This window comes from Sphingomonas citricola (assembly GCF_019429535.1).
Taxonomy (GTDB): domain Bacteria; phylum Pseudomonadota; class Alphaproteobacteria; order Sphingomonadales; family Sphingomonadaceae; genus Sphingomonas; species Sphingomonas citricola.
Genome location: NZ_JAHXZM010000004.1, coordinates 103,640 through 122,785, shown reverse-complemented (window position 1 = coordinate 122,785; position 19,146 = coordinate 103,640). Strand labels below are relative to the sequence as shown.

19 protein-coding genes are annotated in these 19,146 nt (G+C 68.3%); 11 read left to right on the top strand and 8 right to left on the bottom strand.

Features of this window, described 5'->3' with window-relative positions; genetic code table 11:
* Nucleotides 1-71: 71 nt before the first annotated feature.
* The 4 genes from motA to KZ810_RS11130 all read left to right on the top strand — a co-directional run bounded on the left by motA (nucleotide 72) and on the right by KZ810_RS11130 (nucleotide 3,886).
* Nucleotides 72-935 (top strand): flagellar motor stator protein MotA, encoded by an 864-nt coding sequence (gene motA, locus KZ810_RS11145; protein ID WP_219769190.1) that lies wholly within the window; start codon nucleotides 72-74, stop codon nucleotides 933-935.
* A 1-nt stretch (nucleotide 936) separates the two neighbouring features.
* Nucleotides 937-1,842, top strand: coding sequence for a flagellar motor protein MotB (locus KZ810_RS11140; protein ID WP_219769189.1), 906 nt, complete (start codon nucleotides 937-939; stop codon nucleotides 1,840-1,842).
* Nucleotides 1,843-2,097: 255 nt separating this feature from the next.
* Nucleotides 2,098-2,922, top strand: a complete 825-nt coding sequence (locus KZ810_RS17380; RefSeq protein ID WP_219769188.1) for a cold-shock protein — start codon at nucleotides 2,098-2,100, stop codon at nucleotides 2,920-2,922.
* 112 nt (nucleotides 2,923-3,034) lie between these two features.
* Nucleotides 3,035-3,886: a glutaminyl-peptide cyclotransferase gene (locus tag KZ810_RS11130; RefSeq protein ID WP_219769187.1), complete on the top strand. Its 852-nt coding sequence runs from the start codon at nucleotides 3,035-3,037 to the stop codon at nucleotides 3,884-3,886.
* A gap of 235 nt (nucleotides 3,887-4,121) precedes the next feature.
* Here KZ810_RS11130 and KZ810_RS11125 read toward each other — a convergent pair whose 3' ends face one another.
* The 4 genes from KZ810_RS11125 to KZ810_RS11110 form a co-directional block, all read right to left on the bottom strand.
* Nucleotides 4,122-5,471: an ammonium transporter gene (locus tag KZ810_RS11125; RefSeq protein WP_219769186.1), complete on the bottom strand. Its 1,350-nt coding sequence runs from the start codon at nucleotides 5,469-5,471 to the stop codon at nucleotides 4,122-4,124.
* A gap of 13 nt (nucleotides 5,472-5,484) precedes the next feature.
* A complete protein-coding gene (locus KZ810_RS11120; protein WP_219769185.1) occupies nucleotides 5,485-5,823 on the bottom strand; it encodes a P-II family nitrogen regulator in 339 nt (112 codons plus the stop codon).
* 142 nt (nucleotides 5,824-5,965) lie between these two features.
* The gene (locus tag KZ810_RS11115) at nucleotides 5,966-6,166 is read right to left on the bottom strand and encodes a putative signal transducing protein (protein WP_219769184.1); all 201 of its coding nucleotides are present in this window, start codon (nucleotides 6,164-6,166) and stop codon (nucleotides 5,966-5,968) included.
* Nucleotides 6,166-6,711: a pyridoxamine 5'-phosphate oxidase family protein gene (locus KZ810_RS11110; RefSeq protein ID WP_258044790.1), complete on the bottom strand. Its 546-nt coding sequence runs from the start codon at nucleotides 6,709-6,711 to the stop codon at nucleotides 6,166-6,168. The genes KZ810_RS11115 and KZ810_RS11110 overlap by 1 nt, the downstream gene beginning before the upstream one ends.
* A 50-nt stretch (nucleotides 6,712-6,761) precedes the next feature.
* On the opposite strand from KZ810_RS11110, the gene KZ810_RS11105 reads away from it, so the two are divergent.
* Nucleotides 6,762-7,007: a type II toxin-antitoxin system CcdA family antitoxin gene (locus tag KZ810_RS11105; RefSeq protein WP_219769182.1), complete on the top strand. Its 246-nt coding sequence runs from the start codon at nucleotides 6,762-6,764 to the stop codon at nucleotides 7,005-7,007.
* Complete coding sequence (locus tag KZ810_RS11100; protein ID WP_219769181.1) at nucleotides 7,007-7,303, top strand: CcdB family protein; 297 nt, start codon at nucleotides 7,007-7,009, stop codon at nucleotides 7,301-7,303. Before KZ810_RS11105 ends, KZ810_RS11100 begins: the two co-directional genes overlap by 1 nt.
* 9 nt (nucleotides 7,304-7,312) lie before the next feature.
* Here the strand turns inward: KZ810_RS11100 and tldD are convergent, their stop codons facing one another.
* Together tldD and KZ810_RS11090 are read right to left on the bottom strand one after the other, a co-directional pair.
* Nucleotides 7,313-8,740 (bottom strand): metalloprotease TldD, encoded by a 1,428-nt coding sequence (gene tldD / locus KZ810_RS11095; RefSeq protein WP_219769180.1) that lies wholly within the window; start codon nucleotides 8,738-8,740, stop codon nucleotides 7,313-7,315.
* 65 nt (nucleotides 8,741-8,805) lie between these two features.
* Nucleotides 8,806-9,048, bottom strand: a complete 243-nt coding sequence (locus KZ810_RS11090; protein ID WP_219769179.1) for a zinc-finger domain-containing protein — start codon at nucleotides 9,046-9,048, stop codon at nucleotides 8,806-8,808.
* A 78-nt stretch (nucleotides 9,049-9,126) separates the two neighbouring features.
* On the opposite strand from KZ810_RS11090, the gene KZ810_RS11085 reads away from it, so the two are divergent.
* The gene (locus tag KZ810_RS11085) at nucleotides 9,127-10,074 is read left to right on the top strand and encodes an ABC transporter ATP-binding protein (protein ID WP_219769178.1); all 948 of its coding nucleotides are present in this window, start codon (nucleotides 9,127-9,129) and stop codon (nucleotides 10,072-10,074) included.
* Nucleotides 10,075-10,094: 20 nt separating this feature from the next.
* Here the strand turns inward: KZ810_RS11085 and KZ810_RS11080 are convergent, their stop codons facing one another.
* A complete protein-coding gene (locus KZ810_RS11080) occupies nucleotides 10,095-11,015 on the bottom strand; it encodes an ABC transporter substrate-binding protein (RefSeq protein WP_219769177.1) in 921 nt (306 codons plus the stop codon).
* On the bottom strand, nucleotides 11,012-11,545 hold the full coding sequence (locus tag KZ810_RS11075; RefSeq protein ID WP_219769176.1) for a hypothetical protein: 534 nt from the start codon (nucleotides 11,543-11,545) through the stop codon (nucleotides 11,012-11,014). The genes KZ810_RS11080 and KZ810_RS11075 overlap by 4 nt, the downstream gene beginning before the upstream one ends.
* A gap of 244 nt (nucleotides 11,546-11,789) precedes the next feature.
* On the opposite strand from KZ810_RS11075, the gene nadB reads away from it, so the two are divergent.
* From nadB to KZ810_RS11055, 4 genes are all read left to right on the top strand, one after another.
* Nucleotides 11,790-13,376, top strand: a complete 1,587-nt coding sequence (gene nadB, locus KZ810_RS11070; RefSeq protein ID WP_219769175.1) for an L-aspartate oxidase — start codon at nucleotides 11,790-11,792, stop codon at nucleotides 13,374-13,376.
* A 216-nt stretch (nucleotides 13,377-13,592) separates the two neighbouring features.
* Entirely contained in the window at nucleotides 13,593-14,681 is a 1,089-nt protein-coding gene (locus KZ810_RS11065; RefSeq protein ID WP_258044787.1) for a serine hydrolase, read from the top strand.
* A gap of 97 nt (nucleotides 14,682-14,778) precedes the next feature.
* A complete protein-coding gene (gene polA / locus KZ810_RS11060) occupies nucleotides 14,779-17,562 on the top strand; it encodes a DNA polymerase I (protein WP_219769173.1) in 2,784 nt (927 codons plus the stop codon).
* Entirely contained in the window at nucleotides 17,559-19,094 is a 1,536-nt protein-coding gene (locus tag KZ810_RS11055) for a lipopolysaccharide biosynthesis protein (protein ID WP_219769172.1), read from the top strand. The genes polA and KZ810_RS11055 overlap by 4 nt, the downstream gene beginning before the upstream one ends.
* The last annotated feature ends 52 nt before the right edge of the window (nucleotides 19,095-19,146 follow it).

The following is a 19,146-nucleotide window of genomic DNA, read 5'->3' as shown; positions in this document are numbered from 1 at the left end:
AGCACGCGGGCTTAACCTCTTCGCTACCACCCAGCTGTTAACCACGACCCGAACAGTTCAGGGAATCGCGCATGTTCGCCGGCATCGGCCTCGTCGTCCTACTCGTCATGGTGTTCGGTGGTTTCGCGATCACCGGCGGCGCGCTCGGCCCCGTGTTCGAGGCGATCCCGCACGAAATGCTCATCATCGGCGGCGCCGCCGCGGGCGCGCTGATCATCGGCAATTCGGGCAAGGAACTGAAGGCGATGGGCGGCGGCCTCGCCAAGGTGTTCAAGGGCCCCAAGTACAAGAAGCAGGATTATCTCGACGTCATCTTCCTCGTGTCGAAACTGATGAAGATGCTGCGGATGGAAGGGCCGATCGCGCTCGAGCCGCATGTCGAGGATCCCAATTCCTCCGCGGTCTTCGCCGAATATCCGCGGCTGCTGAAGGACCACACGCTGGTCAATCTGATCGCCGACACCTTGCGCCTCGTCGTCGTCTCGTCTGGCACGCTCGACGTCCACGCGGTCGAGGACGTGATGGACAATGCGATCAAGACCCACCACCACGAGGTCGAGGGGCCGCACACGACGCTGTCGAGCCTCGCCGACGCGCTGCCCGCGCTCGGCATTGTCGCGGCGGTGCTCGGCATCGTGAAGACGATGGGCTCGATCGACAAGCCGCCGTCGATCCTCGGCGCGATGATCGGCTCGGCGCTGGTCGGCACGTTCATGGGCGTGCTGCTGGCCTACGGCATCGTCTCGCCACTCGCGGGGCGGTTGAAGCAGGTGATCGACGCCGACGCCGCGATCTATCACGTGGTCAAGCAGATCATCATCGCCTCGCTCCACGGCCACCCGCAGCCGCTGGTGATCGAGGCGGCGCGCTCGGGTATCCAGCACAAGAACCAGCCCGGCTTCGCCGAAGTGTTCGACGGTCTGCGCGGCAAGTAACGTGGCGCGCGCACCCCACGGCGCCAATGTGCCGCCCAAGATCATCGTCAAGAAGATCTACGTCGAGGGTCACGGCGGCCACCACGGCGGCGCGTGGAAAGTCGCCTACGCCGATTTCGTCACCGCGATGATGGCGTTCTTCCTGCTGCTGTGGCTGCTTGGCGCGACGACCGAGAAGCAGCGCAAGGGGATCGCCGACTATTTCGCGCCGACGCTGATCGACACCAAGTCGAAGGGGATCGGCGGGATCGGGCCGTTCGGCGGCGAGTCGCTGATGTCGCAGGAACGGCTGGGGCCGAAGTCCGGACAGTCGGCGATGCAGGCGCTCGCGACCGTGACCGAATCGACCGGCGGGCCGCAGAACGGCTTCGGCCCCAAGGGGTCGATCCGCAGCAGCCCGCGCCAGGTGATGGCGGAGGATCAGAAGAACTTCGCCAAGCTGAAGCGCGAGGTCATGCAGCGCATGGCGATGAAGGCCGACATCGCGAAGCTCGCCAAGCACATCCGCTTCACCATGACGCCCGACGGCATGCGGATCGACCTAGTCGACGACGCCGATTACTCGATGTTCGCGCTCGGCACGACCGCGCTCGACCCGCGCGCGTCCGAGCTGATCGGCACGGTGGCAAGCGGGATCACGGCGACCAGCAACCCGATCATGATCCGCGGCCATACCGACAGTCTGCCGTACGGCGACCCGCGCGCAATGAACAACTGGATGCTCTCGTCGGGCCGTGCTGAGGCGACGCGGCGGCGGCTGGCGCTCGCGGGCATCCCCGAATCGCGGTTCCACCGTATCGAAGGGGTCGCCGACCGCGAACCGATGATCGTGAAGTCACCGGGCGATCCGCGCAACCGCCGCGTCGCCATCACCCTGCTGTACCGCGCGGGCACCTTCGGCGCCTGATCGACGCGATCCGCGCGGCGACAATGCTTGGTAAAGTCCGGCGGGTGCGGTACGCTGTGCGTTGCTTGCGATAGATTTAGCACAAACCGCGTTTTTCGCGCCGAACCTTGCACAAAACGAGTCGCGGAGCCGTTCGCGATAGGTTATGCGAGGGGCAAGGCGCTTATTCGATCGCGCCCCGAAAGCCACGTTCGCCGTCCTGCACGTGGGTTTCGCAATGGATGCGACGGGCGGACCGGGAAGTTGAACAGGGTTATGGGTTACGACAAGGGCGGCCGCGGTGCACGCGGTGGGCGTGGACGCGACAAGCGCGACGATTTCGGCGGCGGTGATTTCGGTGGCGGCGGCTTCGGCGGCGGCTTCGACAGCGACCGCGGCGGCTTCGGCGGCGGCGGCTTTGGTGGTGGCAGCGGCGGCTTCGGCGGCGGCAACCGTGGCGGCTTCGGCGGCGGTGGCTTCGGCGGCGGCGGCGGTGGTGGCTTCCGCGGCGGCGGTGGCGGCTTTGGTGGTGGCGGCGGCGGTGGCCGCGGCATGCCCCCGCAGGTCGTCGGCGAGGGCACCGGCGTGGTCAAGTTCTTCAACGCGCAAAAGGGCTTCGGCTTCGTCGTGCGCGATGACGGCGGCGAGGACGTGTTCGTGCACATCTCGGCGGTCGAGCAGGCCGGTCTCTCGGGTCTGGCAGAGGGTCAGCCGCTCGGCTTCACCCTGGTCGACCGCGGCGGCCGCATCTCCGCGACCGACCTCAAGATCGACGGCGAGCCGATGCCCGTCACCGACCGTGCGCCCCCGCGCGACGGCGGCTTCGGCGGCGCGCCGGGCGGCCCGCGCGGCGGCGCCGGTGGTGCTCCGCAGCGTTCGCTGACCGGCGAGAAGGCGACCGGCACGGTCAAGTTCTTCAACGCGATGAAGGGCTTCGGCTTCATTCAGCGCGACGATGGCCAGCCGGACGCGTTTGTCCACATCTCGGCCGTCGAGCGTGCGGGCATGCCGACGCTCAACGAGGGCGACCGTCTCAGCTTCGAGATCGAGGTCGATCGTCGTGGCAAGTACGCAGCGGTGAATCTCGCACCGAACAGCTGATCGACCGATCAGGTGATTGGGACGGCCCGTTCGGCACGATGCCGGGCGGGCCGTTCGCGTTCAGGCGTATGCGCGTGACCGCATTCGCAACAAGCAAGGCAAGGTGGCAGACATGACGCTGCGTTGGTTGGTCGTTCCCACAGTGGCGCTCGCGGCGGCCGGTGCCGCGCTCACCTTGCACGCGCCCGACGTGCCCGCGCCGCGACGGCCGGCCGCGACCGCCCCGGCGGCGGCGAATGACGCATCGGGCACTTCAGCTGCCGCGCGTCCGCCGCTCCTGACCCCGCGCGTCGTCGCCCGCTTCCCGCACGACGCGCAGGCCTTCACCGAAGGGCTCGTCTGGCACGACGGCGCCTTGTACGAGAGCGTCGGGCTCGAGGGCCGCTCCGACGTGCGCCGCGTCGATCTGACGACCGGCAAGGTGACTGCGCGCGCGGTCATCCCGCCCGCGCAGTTCGGCGAGGGACTGGCGGCTTACAAGGACCGGCTGGTCAGCCTGACGTGGCACGACGGCATCGCGCATCGCTGGTCCGCGCGCACGCTCAAGCCGCTCGGTACTGCGCGCTATACCGGCGAGGGATGGGGGCTGACCAGCGACGGTCGCGCGCTGACCCGCTCGGACGGGTCGGCGACGCTCACGTTCCACGATCCGGTGACGCTCGCCGAGCAGCGCCGTCTCGACGTCACGCTCAACGGTCGCCCGATCACGCAGATCAACGAGCTCGAATGGGTCGACGGCGCGATCCTCGCCAACGTCTGGCACGCGCCGTTCCTCGTGCGGATCGATCCCGCGAACGGCCACGTCACCGCGATCGTCGACCTGCGCGCGATCGTCGCCGAGGTGGGGGCGACCAACCCCGAAGCGGTCGCCAACGGCATCGCCTGGGACGCGGGCAAGCGCCGCCTGTTCGTCACCGGCAAGCTGTGGCCGACCATGTTCGAGATCGCGCTGCCGGCCAAATGACCCGGTGAGGCATGTTCGCGCGGTCATGCCGAAGGACTCAGCCATAAAAGGTTGGCGAGCGGCACCGCGCGATGCCACCGCTTCACCGCGATCACGCGCAAGCCGCCGCGGGACATACGTCACGCAAAAAGAGCCCGGCACGTCGCCGTACCGGGCTTCAGGTGTTTGTCCGCAGGAGGAACATCGTGATGGGCGCGGGGGGCCGGATCAGGGCCGGGCCCGCGCCCGAAAACCGTCAGTAATTGTAGGCGCGCTCACCATGCTCGCCGAGGTCGAGGCCTTCGCGCTCGACGTCGGGGGCGACGCGCAATCCGGTCAGCGCGCGTGCGGCGACCATCGCGACCGCGGTGCCGATGCCGGTCCAGATGATCGTCGTGACCACCGCCTCGACCTGGACGATCAACTGGTGCGCCATGTCGTAGTCGGGCTTGCCCGGCCCGCCGAGCGAGGGGGCGTAGACGATCGCGGTGCCGATCGCGCCGACGATCCCGCCGACGCCGTGGACGCCGAACGCGTCGAGTGCGTCGTCGTAGCCGAGCCGGGGCTTCACCACCGATACGGCATAGAAGCAGATCACCGAGGCAACCGCGCCGAGCACGATCGCGCCGAACGGCCCCGCATTGCCCGCCGCCGGCGTCACCGCGACGAGGCCCGCGACCACGCCCGAACAGAACCCCAGCGCCGAACCCTTGTGGCCGTTCAACCGCTCGGCGAGCATCCAGAACAAGGCACCCGACGCAGTCGCGACGAAGGTGTTGATCATCGCCAGCCCCGCCGACCCGTTCGCCTCAAGCGCGGATCCGGCGTTGAACCCGAACCAGCCGACCCACAGGAGCCCCGTGCCGATCCCCGTCATCGTCAGCGAATGCGGCACGATCCGCTCGGTCGGATAACCGATCCGCTTGCCCAGAATCAGCGCGGCGACGAGCGAGGCGACACCCGCGTTGATGTGCACCACGGTTCCGCCTGCGAAATCGAGCGCGCCCATCTTGAAGAACAGCCCGCCCGATGCCCAAACCATGTGCGCGATCGGGAAATAGACGATCGTCAGCCAGATCGCGGCGAAGACCATGACGGCGGAGAATTTGATCCGCTCGACCACCGACCCCAGCACAAGCGCGACCGTGATCGCGGCAAAGGTCATCTGGAAACAGACAAAGACATATTCGGGGATCGCCACGCCCTGCGTGAAGGTCGCCGCGGTGCTTTCCGTGGTGACGCCCGCGAGGAACGCCTTGCCCAGCCCGGAGACGAAATCGTTGCCGCCGTCACCGAAGGCGAGCGTGTAGCCCCACATCACCCAGATCAGCATCGCGAGACACGCGACCGCGCCGATCTGCGTCATCGTCGACAGCATGTTCTTGGTACGCGTCAGCCCGCCATAGAACAGCGCGAGGCCCGGCAGGATCATCATCATAACCAGCAACGTGCTGGTCAGCATCCACGCGGTATCGCCCTTGTTGACGGTCGCGGTCGCCGCCGTGGCGGGCGCCTGTAGCGCCGCGTCCTGCGCCCAGGCGGGCAGCGCCGCGACGAGCGCCAACCCAGCGCCCGCTAAACCAAGTCGTCCAATCGATCGCTTCATTCCCCAACCCCCGTCAGAGTGCGGTGTCGTCGGTTTCGCCGGTGCGGATGCGCACCGCCTGTCCGACCTCGAGCACGAAGATCTTGCCGTCGCCGATCGCGCCGGTGTTGGCGGCGGCCTGCACCGCTTCCACCACGCGGTCGGCCATCTGGCTCGCGCACACGACCTCGATCTTGATCTTGGGCACCATGTTGGTGCTGTATTCGGCGCCGCGGTAGATTTCGGTCTGCCCCTTCTGGCGGCCAAATCCCTTCACCTCGGACACCGTCATGCCCGCCACGCCGATCGCGGTCAGCGCCTCGCGCACCTCGTCGAGCTTGAACGGTTTGATGATGGCAATGACCAGCTTCATCGCGCCCCCTTCCCTGTAACGGGAGGGGGAGTCGCAAGCCGCGTGCCAACACGCGTGCAAGCGGGGGCAGGGGCTATATTGCTACGCGAAGGGCAACAATTTGGTAATTAATGGGCAGCAGCGAATGCCACCTGCCTAATAATCAGGCAGGATCGAGCAACCGCCTCGCGCGCGACAGATCGTCCTCGTCCACCATCACGCGCGCGGGGATCAGCAGCCAGCTGCCGTCGGCGATCGATGCGCCGGTGTCGAACGCGATCGCGTCGATCCCCTCCGCTTCCAGCCGACCGACGATGATATTGGCGAGGTTGCGGTCGAAGCGACCGAGTTCGACCAGCGCCATTACGCAGGAACCGTCGGGTTGCGCACCGGCAGCCCGTCGATGCTGGTGGTACGCTGCGCATATTTGGCGAAGCGCGTCTGATCGTCGTGTTTCTCGTGATATTTGTTGAGCGTCTCGCGCGTGCGCTCGAACGCCATGTGCGGCACGCCCCATCCGCACGAGGTCTGCACCTGCTGCACATCGACGACGAAGATCTGTCGCGTACCAGGCAGCAACGTGAAATGCGCCGCGAGCGCGGCCCAGTCGTCGTCCTGTGGCAGCACCGGGCGACCGCGGCCGTAGATGCGGAAGATCAGCGCGGGATTGTCAAAGGCGCAAAACATGATCGTGATGCGCCCGTCGGCGATCAGGTGCGCGTTGGTCTCGTTCCCCGATCCCGCGACGTCGAGATAGGCGACCGTGCGATCGTCGAGCACGCGAAAGCTGTCCATGCCCTTGGGGCTGAGGTTGATCCGCGTGCCCGCCGCCGCGGTCGCGACGAAGAACACCGGCTGCTTCGCGACGAACGCGCGATGCTCGGGGGTGAGCGCGGGGAAGAATTCCATGGCACATGCCTCGCGTTGACGCGCATCGGTGATGCGCATAGCTTCCGCGCATGAAGCATGATCCGATCAACTCCGGCAAGCGCAAAGCGGTCAACCTGTCGATCGACACCGGCGTCGTCGCCGCGGCGCGCGAGGCGGGGATCAACCTGTCGCAGACCTGCGAGGCCGCACTACGCACTGCGGCAAAGGCCGAGCGTGACCGCAAATGGGCAGAGGACAACCGCGAGTGGGCCGAATCGGTCAATCGCTGGGTGGAAGAGAACGGGCTTCCACTGGAAAAGTACCGTCTATTCTGATGGCTCAGTTTGACGTCTACGACGCCGGCGATGGCAGCCTGCTGATCGATTGTCAGTCCGATTCGCTGGGCTATCTAGCGACACGCTTGTCTGCCCCTTTGATACCGTTGGAGCGCGCGCCTGACCGGCGCCTGCGCTTGAACCCAATTTTCGACGTGAACGACGAGACGTACGTACTGGTGACGCAATTTGCCGCAGCCGTTCGATGCGCCGACCTGCGTAACCGTGTCGCGACGCTTGCCGCACATCGCGACACGATCATCGCCGCATTCGATATGCTCCTGACGGGCGTTTGATCTTTTGCCTCACGCGGTCGCGGTGCCGCCCACCGTCAGCCCGCCGATCAGCAGCGTTGGCTGACCCACGCCCGCGGGGACGCTCTGCCCGCCCTTGCCGCACATGCCGATGCCTTCGTCGAGCGCGAAGTCGTTGCCGACGCCTTCGACCTTGGTCAGCACGCTCGGCCCGTCGCCGATCAGCGTCGCACCCTTGATCGGCGCGCCGATCTTGCCGTTCTCGATCCAGTACGCCTCGGTGCACGAGAAGACGAACTTGCCCGACACGATGTCGACCTGCCCGCCGCCGAACGATTGCGCGAAGATGCCGCGCTTGACGCGGCTCAGCAGCTCGGCGGGATCGTCCTTGCCTGCCTTCATGAAGGTGTTGGTCATCCGCGGCATCGGCGCGTGCGCGAAGCTCTCGCGGCGGCCGTTGCCGGTCGGCTCGACCCCCATCAGCCGTGCGTTCAACCGATCCTGCATATAACCTTTCAGGAAGCCGTCCTCGATCAGGATCGTCTCGCTCGTCGGCGTGCCTTCGTCGTCGATCGACAGCGAGCCGCGGCGGTCCGCGATCGAGCCGTCGTCGACCACGGTGACGCCGCGCGCCGCGACCTGCTCGCCGATCCGGCCGGAGAAGGCGCTGGTGCCCTTGCGGTTGAAATCACCCTCAAGCCCGTGGCCGATCGCCTCGTGGAGCACGATGCCGGGCCAGCCCGGCCCAAGCAGCACCGTCATCTCGCCCGCGGGAGCGGCGACCGAGTCGAGGTTGACCAGCGCCTGCCGCAGCGCCTCGTCGACCGCGCGGTTCCACGTCTGCTCCTCGAACAAGCGGTCGTAGAGGTAGCGCCCGCCCATCCCGAACGTGCCCGTCTCGCGCCGGCCGTTCTGCTCGACCACGATCGAGACGTTCAGGCGGACGAGCGGGCGCACGTCGGTCGCGACGAAGCCGTCGGCGCGGACGATCTCGACCACGCTCCACGTGCCGCTCAGCCCCACCGACACCTGCGCGACGCGCGGATCGCGCGCGCGCGCCGCGGCGTCGATCGTCTGGCATAGGTTCACCTTGTCGGCGAACGGCACGAGGTCGAGCGGGTCGGCGTCGGTATAAAGGTGGCGGTTGGTGCTGCGCGGCGGCTGCGCCTTGGGCTTGGCCGACGGATCGATCAGCGCCATCGTCTCCGCGGCGCGCTTGATCGCGGCCTCGCTCAGTTCGTTGGCGTGCGCGAACGCGGTCATCTCGCCCGACACGGCGCGCAGCCCGAAACCGGCGTTGGTGTCGTAGCTGGCGGTCTTCAGCCGACCGTCGTCGAAGCCGAACGCCTCGGCCTTGCGGTACTGGAGGTAGAGTTCACCGTCGTCGGCCTTCGCCAGCGCGTCGGCGGTCAGCGCCTTCGCCGCATCGGGGTCGAGCGAGTCGCGGTACAGGAACGAGCGGGGGTCGAGTGCGGTCATTCACCCTAGATAGGACGGCGCGCCGCATTGGCAAAGCCGCCGCCCCCGCGCCAATCGCCGCACGATCAATGCACGTCGGGGCTGGCACCTTCGGAGATGTCGGGCAGCGTCGACTGGTCGACGCCGTCGGCCGCGCCGCCGATCAGCACGAAGCGGCGGTCGCAATAGCCGCAGTCGACGTAGCCGTGCTCGTCGATCTGCAGATAGACGCGCGGGTGGCCGAGCGCCGCACCGCCGGGAATGTCGCTGGCGCCATCGCAGGCGACGCGGGGTTGCGAGACACGGACGACTTCGAGCGGCGGATGCATGGGCCACGCGTTAGCAAGCGGGTGCGGCGGCGGCAATCGTTCTGGCATCGCGGTCGCGACGCGCCTATCGCGGCCCGCATGACCAGCGAAGCCGCGATCTCGATCCAGAACCTGTGCAAGACCTACGCTGCACCCGGCCCGGGCGCGGCCGAGAAGCGCGCGCTCGACGGCGTGACGTTCGACGTGCCGCGCGGCAGCGTGTTCGGGCTGCTCGGCCCCAATGGCGCGGGCAAGTCGACGCTGATCAACATCCTGGCAGGCCTGGTCAACAAGACCAGCGGGACCGCGTCGATCTGGGGGTTCGACATCGACCAGCATCCGCGCAACGCCAAGGCGTCGATCGGGATCGTCAACCAGGAGATCCTGTTCGATCCCTTCTTCACGCCGATCGAGACGCTGGAGATCCAGGCCGGGCTTTACGGCGTGCCAAAGGCGCAGCGTCGCTCGATGGAGCTGCTGCGCGCGGTACATCTGGAGGACAAGGCGAAGGCGTACGCGCGCACGCTGTCGGGCGGCATGAAGCGGCGGCTGATGGTCGCCAAGGCGATGGTCCACCAGCCCCCCGTCCTCGTCCTCGACGAGCCGACCGCGGGCGTCGACATCGAGCTGCGCCAGCAACTCTGGACCTACGTCCGCAGCCTCAACGACGCGGGCGTGACGGTGGTGCTGACGACGCACTATCTCGAGGAAGCCGAGGAATTGTGCGACCGGATCGCGATCATCAACGGCGGCCGCGTCATCGCCAACGAACCCACCGCCGAGCTGGTCGGCAAGGCGCAAGAGAAGGTCGTCGCGGTAACGGTCGACCGCGACGTCGCCGACCTGCCCGACGCGTCGTGCTTCGAGAAGATCGTGCTCAAGGGCACGCGAACGCTCGAGATCACCTATTCGAAAGACCGGGTGAACGCGGGCGAGGTGCTGGCGGCAGTGCAGCGCGACGGGCTCGGCATCGTCGACGTGACCACCAAGGAAGCCGATCTGGAGGACGTGTTCCTGAGCCTCACCCGCGCCGCCAACGCGGGGTAGGGCGCAGGGGGCGCGCTCGATCAGCCGAGCCGCACCCAACCCTCGCCCGCGTCGCGCCGCTCGTCCTGGTCAATGCACGCCGCCAGAATCTCCGCCGACTCGACCAGCCGAGGACCGGGGCGGTTGAAGAAATGGTGCCCGTCGGCGACGAACACGCGGTTCTCGCGCACCGCTTTCAGGTCGCGCCAGCGCGGGTGGTTCACGACCGGCCCCAACTCCCCCATCGTCTGCGGGATCTGGTAACCGCACGGCATTATCACGATCACATCCGGGTCAGCCTCGGCGAGCGCGTCCCACTCCAGCCAAGGCGAATGCTGCCCCGCGGCGGCGAACAGCGGCTCGCCGCCCGCGATCCTGACCAGCTCGGGCACCCAATTCCCCGCCGCCATCAGCGGCTGGGTCCACTCGATCGAGGCAACGGTCGGCCGCTCGCCCGAAGCCGCGACGCGCGCCTCGAGCGCCGCCATTCGCTCCTTGAGCAGCGCCACCGCCGCGGCGGCCTCCGCCTCGCGCCCGGTCGCTTCCCCGACGCGCGCGAAATCGCCCCACACGTCCGACAGGTCGTCGGGCGCGAGCGACACCAGCACCGGCTGCGTGCCGGTCCATTGGTTGAGCGCCTCGACCAGATCGGCGGGCGTCACCGCGCACACCGCGCATTGCGACTGCGTCAGGATCACGTCGGGGCGGATCGCGCGCAGCCGCTCGGTATCGACCGCGTAGACCGACAGGCCCTGGCGCACGATCTCCTGCACGCGCACGTCGATCTCCAGCGACGTCAGCCCTTTTTCCAGCTTGGTCGAGGTCAGCACCGGCAGGTCGCCGACGAAGCGCGGGAAATCGCACTCGTGGCTGCGACCGAGCAATTGCTCGCCCAAACCCACCGCGACCGCGATCTCGGTCGCGCTCGGCAGCAGCGAGACGACGCGTAAGGGAGCGCTCATGCGGCGCGCGGCGCGGCCGCGTACCAGCGCGGCGCCGCGCGCGTCAGCACCACGTGGAGCATGGTGAGGGCGCCGCACCACAGCGCGTCGTTGGCCAACAATTGCGCGACGATCGCGGGGGTGAAGGTCTCGGTTCCACCGACCGCAAGCGCGAAGGCGTAAAGCAGCGCCTCGTCGAGCACGAACGCCGCGGCGAACACCGCCAGTGCGCGCGGCAGCGTGACGCCGCCAGCGAAGGCGGCACGCGCGAACAGCCCCGCCGCGACGCTCGCCATCCCCAGCGCCACGCCCCAGCCGAGCGCGTAGCCGTCGAGGGGATAGCCGAGCAGGCCGAAGCCGAGCAGCTGGTTCACGCCCCAGGCGCCGACGATCGTCACCAGCATCGCGGGCGTCCGCATCGTCGCCGCCGCGACCACCGCGAGTCCGACGAACGGCATCATGCACGCAGTCGCGAGCGTCCCCAGGATCGTCGCCGCGGCGAGCGTCAGGGGCCACGCGACGTCGCGCGGACTGGAGTTCGAGGCGACCATCAGTTTCTCCCGGTTCACGCCACGTCGGTAACGGCCGACGGCAGGCTTGCCCAGCCTTCGCGGTACCCAGCCTTCGCGGTACCATGCGACGCCACGCCGGGACTGTCCTACGTCAACCGCTTGGTGCACAGACTGGCGCCATGCATCCGCTCGCTCCTCCGTTCCCGTCCGTTCGGCCATCCCTCGCGCGCACGCACGTATGGAGGTGCGACCTTTGTGACCTTCCGCACTGCGGAGCCCGGGTATGAGCGCGGCGAGCAGCGACGTGCTGATCGTCGGTTCGGGCGCGGCCGGCCTGACCGCCGCGCTCAATCTCGCCGATCGCTTCCGCGTCACCGTGCTCGCCAAGGGGGCATTGAACGAAGGATCGACCGCCTGGGCGCAGGGCGGGATCGCCGCGGTGCTCGAACCCGGTGATACGTTCGCCAACCACGTCGAGGACACGATGGTCGCGGGCGCGGGATTGAACGACCGCGACGTGGTCGAATTCGTCGTCGGCGAAGCACCGCAGGCGATCGCGCGGCTCCGCGCGCTCGGCGTGCCCTTCGCGGAAGAAGGGGGCGCGCTCCACCTGACGCGCGAGGGAGGCCATTCGCACCGCCGTATCGTCCACGTCGCCGACGCGACCGGCTGGGCGGTGCAGGAAGCGTTGCAACGCGCCGCCGAGGCGCATCCGAACATCACGCTCCTGCCCGACCGCTGCGCGATCGACCTCGCCACCAGCCGGCACGAGCAGCGTTATTCGGGCGCGGGCAACGTCTGGGGCGTCTATGCGCTCGACCGCGCGTCGGGGATGGTCGAGCTACATACCGCGCGCGCGACGATCCTCGCGACCGGCGGGGCGGGGCGCACCTACCTGTTCTCGACCGCGCCGCGCGGCGCGACCGGTGACGGGATCGCGATGGCGTGGCGCGCAGGGTGCCGCATCTCGAACATGGAGATGATGCAGTTCCACCCCACCTGCCTCTACAATCTGGAGGTCAAGAACTTCCTCATCACCGAGGCGGTGCGCGGCGAGGGCGGGCGGCTGATCAACCCGGCGACGGGGAAGCGCTTCATGGCCTATTACGACGCCGAGCGGATGGAACTCGCCCCGCGCGACGTCGTGGCACGCGCGATCGACGCCGAGATCAAGCGATACGGCCTCGACTATGTCCACCTCGACATCAGCCATCAGCCGGCGGATTTCGTGCGCGAGCATTTCCCCAACATCCACGAAAAGCTGCTCGGGCTCGGTATCGACATGACGGTGCAGCCGATCCCGGTCGTGCCGGCGCAGCATTACACCTGCGGCGGGATCGTGGTCGACCGCGACGGGCGCACCGACCTGCCCGGCCTCTACGCCGCGGGCGAATGTACCGAGAGCGGGCTGCACGGGGCGAACCGGCTCGCCTCCAATTCGCTCCTCGAATGCTTCGTCTACGGCGAGGCGGCGGCGCGCCATATCGCCGAATGCTGGGACACGCTGCCCGCCGTGCCCGCGATCCGCGCGTGGGACGAAAGCCGCGTCACCGATTCGGACGAGGAGGTGGTGATCAAGCAGAACTGGACTGAAATCCGCCGCTTCATGTGGAATTACGTCGGCATCGTGCGCACCACCAAGCGATTGCAGCGCGCCAAGCGGCGGATCGACCTGCTCACCCAGGAGGTCGAGGAGCATTACGGCCATTTCCGCGTCACCGCCGACCTGATCGAGCTGCGCAACCTCATTCAGACCGCCGACCTGATCGTCCGCTCCGCCCTCCATCGCCACGAAAGCCGCGGGTTGCACTTCACGCTCGATTACCCCGACATGCTCCCGCACGTGGTCGATACCGTGCTGGTTCCCTGAAAATCACGGCCGCTCAACCGCTTGTCCGCGCGTCGGCCTTGCGTGCGGCGCGCGGCGCCACAACATCTCGTCGTATGGATGAGGTCGGTGGTCGCAAGATGGTGGCCGGACCATTGCCGAGCGCGGCCGCCTCGGGGCAACGATCGCGCAGCGGGCGAGGTTTGGTAGCGAATGCGTAACGGTGGGGTTTGGGGGTCGGCAGCAGCGCTGTCGTTGATGGCCGCGTGCAGCGGCGGGGTGGTGCCCAATCCCGGCGGCCGCGCGCCGCTCGCGTCCGAAACGCAGGCTTATGCCGAACCGATCGTCAGCCTGCCCGTTCCCGCGACGCGCCCGCTGCCCGTCACCCGCGCCGCGCCCGCGGCCTTGCGCGCCGAAATCGACCGGCTGATCGGCGAATTCCCCGGCAAGGCGGGTGCCGCGATCCGCGCGGTCGACGACGGCTGGACCGTGCAGCGCGGCGGCGCGCTCAGCCTGCCGCAGCAGAGCGTCAGCAAGCTCTGGGTCGCGCTCACCGTCCTGTCGCAGCGCGACGCGGGGCGGCTGCGGCTCGACGATCCGGTGCTCGTCACCACGCAGGACCTGACGCTGTTCCATCAGCCGATCGCCGGTCTCGTGCGCGGCGAGGGCTATCGCACCACCGTCATGGGGCTGCTGACGCGCGCGCTGACGCAGAGCGACAATACCGCCAACGACCGGCTGCTGACGCTGGTCGGCGGGCCGAGCGCGGTGCGCGCCTTCATCACGCAGCATCAACTGGGTGCGATCCGCTTCGGTCCCGGCGAGCGCCTGCTCCAGAGCGGCACCGCGGGCGTCACCTGGAACCAGTCGATGGCGCTCGGGCGCGGGTTCGAGGCGGCGCGCGCGCGATTGTCGCCCGAGGTTCGCGCCGCGGCGATGCAGCGCTATATCGACAACCCGCCCGACGGTGCCGCCCCGCTCGCGATCGCCGACGCGCTCGCGCGGCTGGCCCGCGGCGAGTTGCTCAGCGAAACCTCGACCCGCGTGATGCTCGACACGATGGGCGCGTCGATTACCGGCCGCGCCCGCCTGCGCGCCGCACTGCCCGCGGGGTGGAAGATCGCGCACAAGACCGGCACTGGGCAGGAACTCGCCGGACGCAACGCCGGGTTCAACGACGTCGGCCTGCTGACCGCACCCGATGGCAAGCGTTACGCGGTCGCGGTGATGATCGGCGACACGCGCGTGGCCATGCGCGTGCGCCAGCAATTGATCCAGAACGTCTGCGCGGCGCTGACCGGCGGCCATGTCGCAACAAGCGTCAGCGAGGACCCGACCGAGGGCTGATCGGTGCAGCGTGACGGGCGTGGCCGATCCGCCACGCCCCCGCACCATCGCGCCGCACCTGTTTCGCGCGGGGCCGAAACCGCCTAAGCCGTCGCGCATGCCGCATCTCTATCTCGTCGACGGTTCGGGCTATATCTTCCGCGCCTATCACCGCCTGCCGCCGCTCACCAACAAGCATGGCGAGCCGGCCGGCGCGGTCTACGGCTATGCCTCGATGCTGTGGCGGCTGGCGGACGACGTCCACAAGGCCGACGGCCCGACGCACATGGCGGTCATCCTCGACAAATCGTCGGTCACGTTCCGCAACGAGATGTACGACGGCTACAAGGCGCACCGCCCGCCGCCGCCCGAGGATCTGGTGCCGCAATTCCCGATGATCCGCGACGCGACCCGCGCCTTCTCGCTGCCGTGCATCGAGGAACAGGGCTGGGAGGCCGACGACCTGATCGCCAGCTACGCCAAGGCGGCACTGGCCGAAGGCTGGCAGGTGACGATCGTGTCGTCTGACAAGGACCTGATGCAATTGGTCGAGGACGGCAGCCTCGACATGCTCGACACGATGAACAATCGCCGGCTGGGCGAGGCGGATGTCGAGGCGAAGTTCGGCGTCGGCCCGAAAAAGGTCGGCGAGGTGCTCGCGCTGATGGGCGATTCGGTCGACAACGTCCCCGGCGTTCCCGGCGTCGGCCCCAAGACCGCGGCCAAGCTGATCCAGGAGTTTGGCGACGTCGAGGGCGTGCTCGCCGCCGCCCCCGACATGAAGAAGAGCAAGTTGAAGGACAATCTGCTCGAACACGCCGAGAATGCGCGGCTGTCCAGGCGATTGGTCGAACTCGCCTGCGACGTGCCGCTGCCCGAACCGCTCGAGGATCTGGCGCTCAAGGGCATCCCCGAGGCGCCGCTTCGCGCCTTCCTCGAACATCACGGCTTCAAGTCGCTGCTGTCGCGACTGACCCAGGTCGCCGATGCGCCGACGCCCGAGGCGAAGGTGCCGGGTGTCGCGTTCGACGACGAACCTGCGTGCAACCACGACGGCTACGAGACGGTCGTTGACGAGGCAAAGCTCGACGAATGGATCGCGGCGGCGCACCACCAGGGCTGGGTCGCGCTCGATACCGAGACGACGGGCAAGGACCCAATGGCAGCCGACCTGGTCGGCATCTCGATCGCGCTCGCTCCCAACCGCGCCTGCTACGTGCCGCTGGCACACGGCGGGTCGGACATGTTTGCCGAGCGTCCGGCCCAGCTCGACGCCGCGCTGGTGCTGGGCAAGCTCAAGCCATTGCTGGAAGACGCGGGCGTCCTCAAGATCGGGCATAACTTCAAATACGACCTGATCGTGCTCGACCGCGCCTATGCCGCCGCCGGCCTCGGCCCCGTGACGATCGCGCCGCTCGACGACACGATCGTGATGAGCTTCGACCTCGATGCCGGTTTGCACGGCCACGGCATGGACGAACTCGCCGCGACGCACCTCCAGCATTCGTGCATCGCCTACAAGGACGTGGTCGGCACCGGCAAGAAGGCGCTCGGCTTCCATGAAGTCGATCTGAAAGCGGCGACGCGCTACGCCGCGGAGGATGCCGACGTGACGCTGCGGCTGTGGCGCCGCTTCAAGCCGCGTCTGCCGGCGGAGAGCGCCACCCGCGTCTACGAGATGGTCGACCGCCCGCTCGTCCCCGTCATCGCCCGCATGGAACAGCGCGGTATCATGGTCGACCGCGAGCGGCTGGCGGCGTTGTCGGCCGATTTCACGACGCAGATCGCCGCGCTGGAGGTGGTCGTCCACGAGCTCGCCGGCGGGCCGTTCACCATCGGCAGCCCCAAGCAGCTTGGCGACGTGCTGTTCGAGCGGCTGGGCTTGAAGGGCGGGCGCAAGGGCAAGAGCGGGGTCTATTCGACCGACGTCAACGAACTCGAACGCCTCGCCGCCGACAAGGATTCGGCCGGCGCCGAAATTGCGCGCAAGGTCCTCGACTGGCGTGGCCTTACCAAGCTCAAGAACACCTACACCGACACGTTGCAGGAACAGATCAACGCCGATACCGGCCGCGTCCACACCAGCTACTCGCTAACCGGCGCGCAGACCGGGCGGCTGTCGTCGTCCGACCCGAATTTGCAAAACATCCCGATCCGGCAGGAGGTCGGCCGCCAGATCCGCGACGCCTTCGTCGCACAACCCGGCCACGTCATCCTCGCCGCCGACTACTCGCAGATCGAGCTGCGGCTGGCGGCGCACATGGCCGACGTGCCTGCCTTGAAGCAGGCGTTCGCGAACGGCGACGACATCCACAGCCTGACCGCGCAGGAGCTGTTCGGCGAGGTGACGCGCGACAATCGCGCGCGCGCCAAGACGATCAATTTCGCGATCCTCTACGGCATCAGCCGCTGGGGGCTCGCCGGCCGGCTCGACATTTCCGCGGACGAGGCACAAGCGATGATCGACCGCTATTTCGATCGTTTCCCCGGCATCAACCGCTACATCGCCGAAACGCTGACCGGGGTGCGCGAGCGCGGTTTCACCACCACGCTGTTTGGGCGCAAGACGCACTTCCCACGCATCCGCAGCAAGGTGCAGAACGAACGTCAGGGCGCCGAGCGCGCCGCGATCAATGCGCCGATCCAGGGCACCAGCGCCGACATCATCAAGCGTGCGATGGTCAGGATGGAACCCGCCCTCGCCGCCGCCGGGCTGACGGGCACGCACATGCTGCTACAGGTCCACGACGAATTGGTGTTCGAGGTCGCGGACGGCGAGGTCGAGGCGGCGCGCGGTGTGATCGAGCACGTCATGGCGACCGCCGCTGAGCCCGCGGTCACGCTCGACGTGCCGCTCGGCGTCGAGATCGGCACGGGGGCGAGCTGGGGAGCGGCGCATTGACGGGCGCCGCCGCCGCGCCGGCTGATCAGAAGGACATCGCCGCGCTCGCCAAGGGCGGGCGCACCAACGTCGCGGGGTTCGTCCTCCGCCTCGGCGCGCGCATCCCGTTCCTGTTCATCGCCGGTCACCTCTACGGCGCGGCGCTGGTGGGCCGGTTCGCGATCGCGGTGGTGGTGGTCGAACTCGCCGCGCTGGTCGCGACGCTGGGATTGAAGCGTGGGCTGGCGCAGGCACTCAGCTCGACCGACCGGCCGCACAACGCGGTCGTCGCTGACGCGCTGACCGTCGCGCTGATCGTCTCGCTGTGCGCGAGCGCGTTGCTGTGCGCCTTTCCGCAGCTCATGTATCCGAGCAGCTGGATCACCGGGCTCGATCGCTTCTTCCCGCTGATCATCCTCGCGCCCGCCTTGTCCGACGTGAGTCTCGCGGCCCTGGCCTATCGCCACGACGTGAAGGCGAGCGTCACCGCGCGTGCGGTGGTGGAGCCGTGGACGCTGTCGGGCGCGGCCTACGCCTTTTCCTTCTTCACGCTGCGCGACGGGCTGATCCTGTCCTACGTCGCCTCGATGGTCGCGGCGCTGATCGCGAGCGTGGTGCCGCTGGTGCGCAGCTACGGCCTGCCGACCGGCTGGTCGCCGCAGTTGCGCGGGTTGTTCCAGCTCGCGCGCGCCAATGCGCCGCTCGCGGGGGCCGATGCGCTGGAATGGGGCAGCCGCAACGTCGATCGTATCGTGCTCGGCCTGCTGTTCGCCCCCGGCGTGGTCGGCATCTATTATATGGCGCAGCAGGTCGCGAGCCTGCCGCAGAAGCTGAAGACCAGCTTCGACCCGATCCTCGGCCCCGTCGTGACGCAGAGCCTCGCGCGGCGCGATTTCGGCGCAATCGCGCGGCAGGTGCGGCAGGTCGCGTTCTGGATCATCGCCGCGCAATTGTGCCTCGCGCTGATGGCGTCGATCCCGCGTAAGGCCGTCATGGCCTCGGTCGGCACGCAGTTCGAGAGCGGCGCGGCAGCGATGGTGTTCCTATTGTTCGCCGAAGTCTTCGCCTCGACCGGCGCGGTGAGCGAGTCGGCGCTCGTCTACATGGCGCGGCACCGCAACCTCGTCATCTCGGCGACGATGCTCGGCGTGCAGGTCGCGCTGTCGTTCGCGCTCGTGCTCGGCATTCGCGCGGCGGGCTTCGGGCTGACCGAGCAGGCCGCGGGTGCGCCGCTCGCGCTCATGCTCACGCTGCTGCTGACCTCGGTGATCAAGGCGCGCGTCCTGCGCGGCATGCTGGGCGCGTCGGTGTCGCCGCTGCGCTGGCCGCTCGCCTGGGCGGCCGTCGCCGCGGGGCTCGTCGGCGCGGCGTTCACGCTGCTGCCGCCGGGCTACCGCGCGGTCCAGCTCGCGGTCGGGATACCCGCGACCGCATTGGTCTATCTGTGGATGATCTGGCGCTACGCCTTCACCGAGGAGGACCGCGCATTGTTCACCAAGATGCCCAAGACCGAGGAAGCGACGCTGCCGAAAGAGGGCGGCTTCACGATCTGAACAGGGGGCTTTCCGGATCGCGCCGGGGTACCGAAAGGGGGGCGGCTGCCCC

Excerpts from the sequence above, each read along its gene's own strand:
- KZ810_RS11120 (WP_219769185.1), bottom strand. The coding sequence starts at position 5,823 with ATGAAGCTGGTCATTGCCATCATCAAACCGTTCAAGCTCGACGAGGTG.
- KZ810_RS11125 (WP_219769186.1), bottom strand. The coding sequence starts at position 5,471 with ATGAAGCGATCGATTGGACGACTTGGTTTAGCGGGCGCTGGGTTGGCG.
- KZ810_RS11130 (WP_219769187.1), top strand. The coding sequence starts at position 3,035 with ATGACGCTGCGTTGGTTGGTCGTTCCCACAGTGGCGCTCGCGGCGGCC.
- KZ810_RS11100 (WP_219769181.1), top strand. The coding sequence starts at position 7,007 with ATGGCTCAGTTTGACGTCTACGACGCCGGCGATGGCAGCCTGCTGATC.
- KZ810_RS11065 (WP_258044787.1), top strand. The coding sequence starts at position 13,593 with ATGGCCGCGTGCAGCGGCGGGGTGGTGCCCAATCCCGGCGGCCGCGCG.
- KZ810_RS11090 (WP_219769179.1), bottom strand. The coding sequence starts at position 9,048 with ATGCATCCGCCGCTCGAAGTCGTCCGTGTCTCGCAACCCCGCGTCGCC.
- KZ810_RS11080 (WP_219769177.1), bottom strand. The coding sequence starts at position 11,015 with ATGAGCGCTCCCTTACGCGTCGTCTCGCTGCTGCCGAGCGCGACCGAG.
- KZ810_RS11075 (WP_219769176.1), bottom strand. The coding sequence starts at position 11,545 with ATGGTCGCCTCGAACTCCAGTCCGCGCGACGTCGCGTGGCCCCTGACG.
- KZ810_RS11110 (WP_258044790.1), bottom strand. The coding sequence starts at position 6,711 with ATGGAATTCTTCCCCGCGCTCACCCCCGAGCATCGCGCGTTCGTCGCG.
- motA (WP_219769190.1), top strand. The coding sequence starts at position 72 with ATGTTCGCCGGCATCGGCCTCGTCGTCCTACTCGTCATGGTGTTCGGT.
- KZ810_RS11115 (WP_219769184.1), bottom strand. The coding sequence starts at position 6,166 with ATGGCGCTGGTCGAACTCGGTCGCTTCGACCGCAACCTCGCCAATATC.
- nadB (WP_219769175.1), top strand. The coding sequence starts at position 11,790 with ATGAGCGCGGCGAGCAGCGACGTGCTGATCGTCGGTTCGGGCGCGGCC.
- KZ810_RS17380 (WP_219769188.1), top strand. The coding sequence starts at position 2,098 with ATGGGTTACGACAAGGGCGGCCGCGGTGCACGCGGTGGGCGTGGACGC.
- KZ810_RS11085 (WP_219769178.1), top strand. The coding sequence starts at position 9,127 with ATGACCAGCGAAGCCGCGATCTCGATCCAGAACCTGTGCAAGACCTAC.
- polA (WP_219769173.1), top strand. The coding sequence starts at position 14,779 with ATGCCGCATCTCTATCTCGTCGACGGTTCGGGCTATATCTTCCGCGCC.
- KZ810_RS11105 (WP_219769182.1), top strand. The coding sequence starts at position 6,762 with ATGAAGCATGATCCGATCAACTCCGGCAAGCGCAAAGCGGTCAACCTG.
- tldD (WP_219769180.1), bottom strand. The coding sequence starts at position 8,740 with ATGACCGCACTCGACCCCCGCTCGTTCCTGTACCGCGACTCGCTCGAC.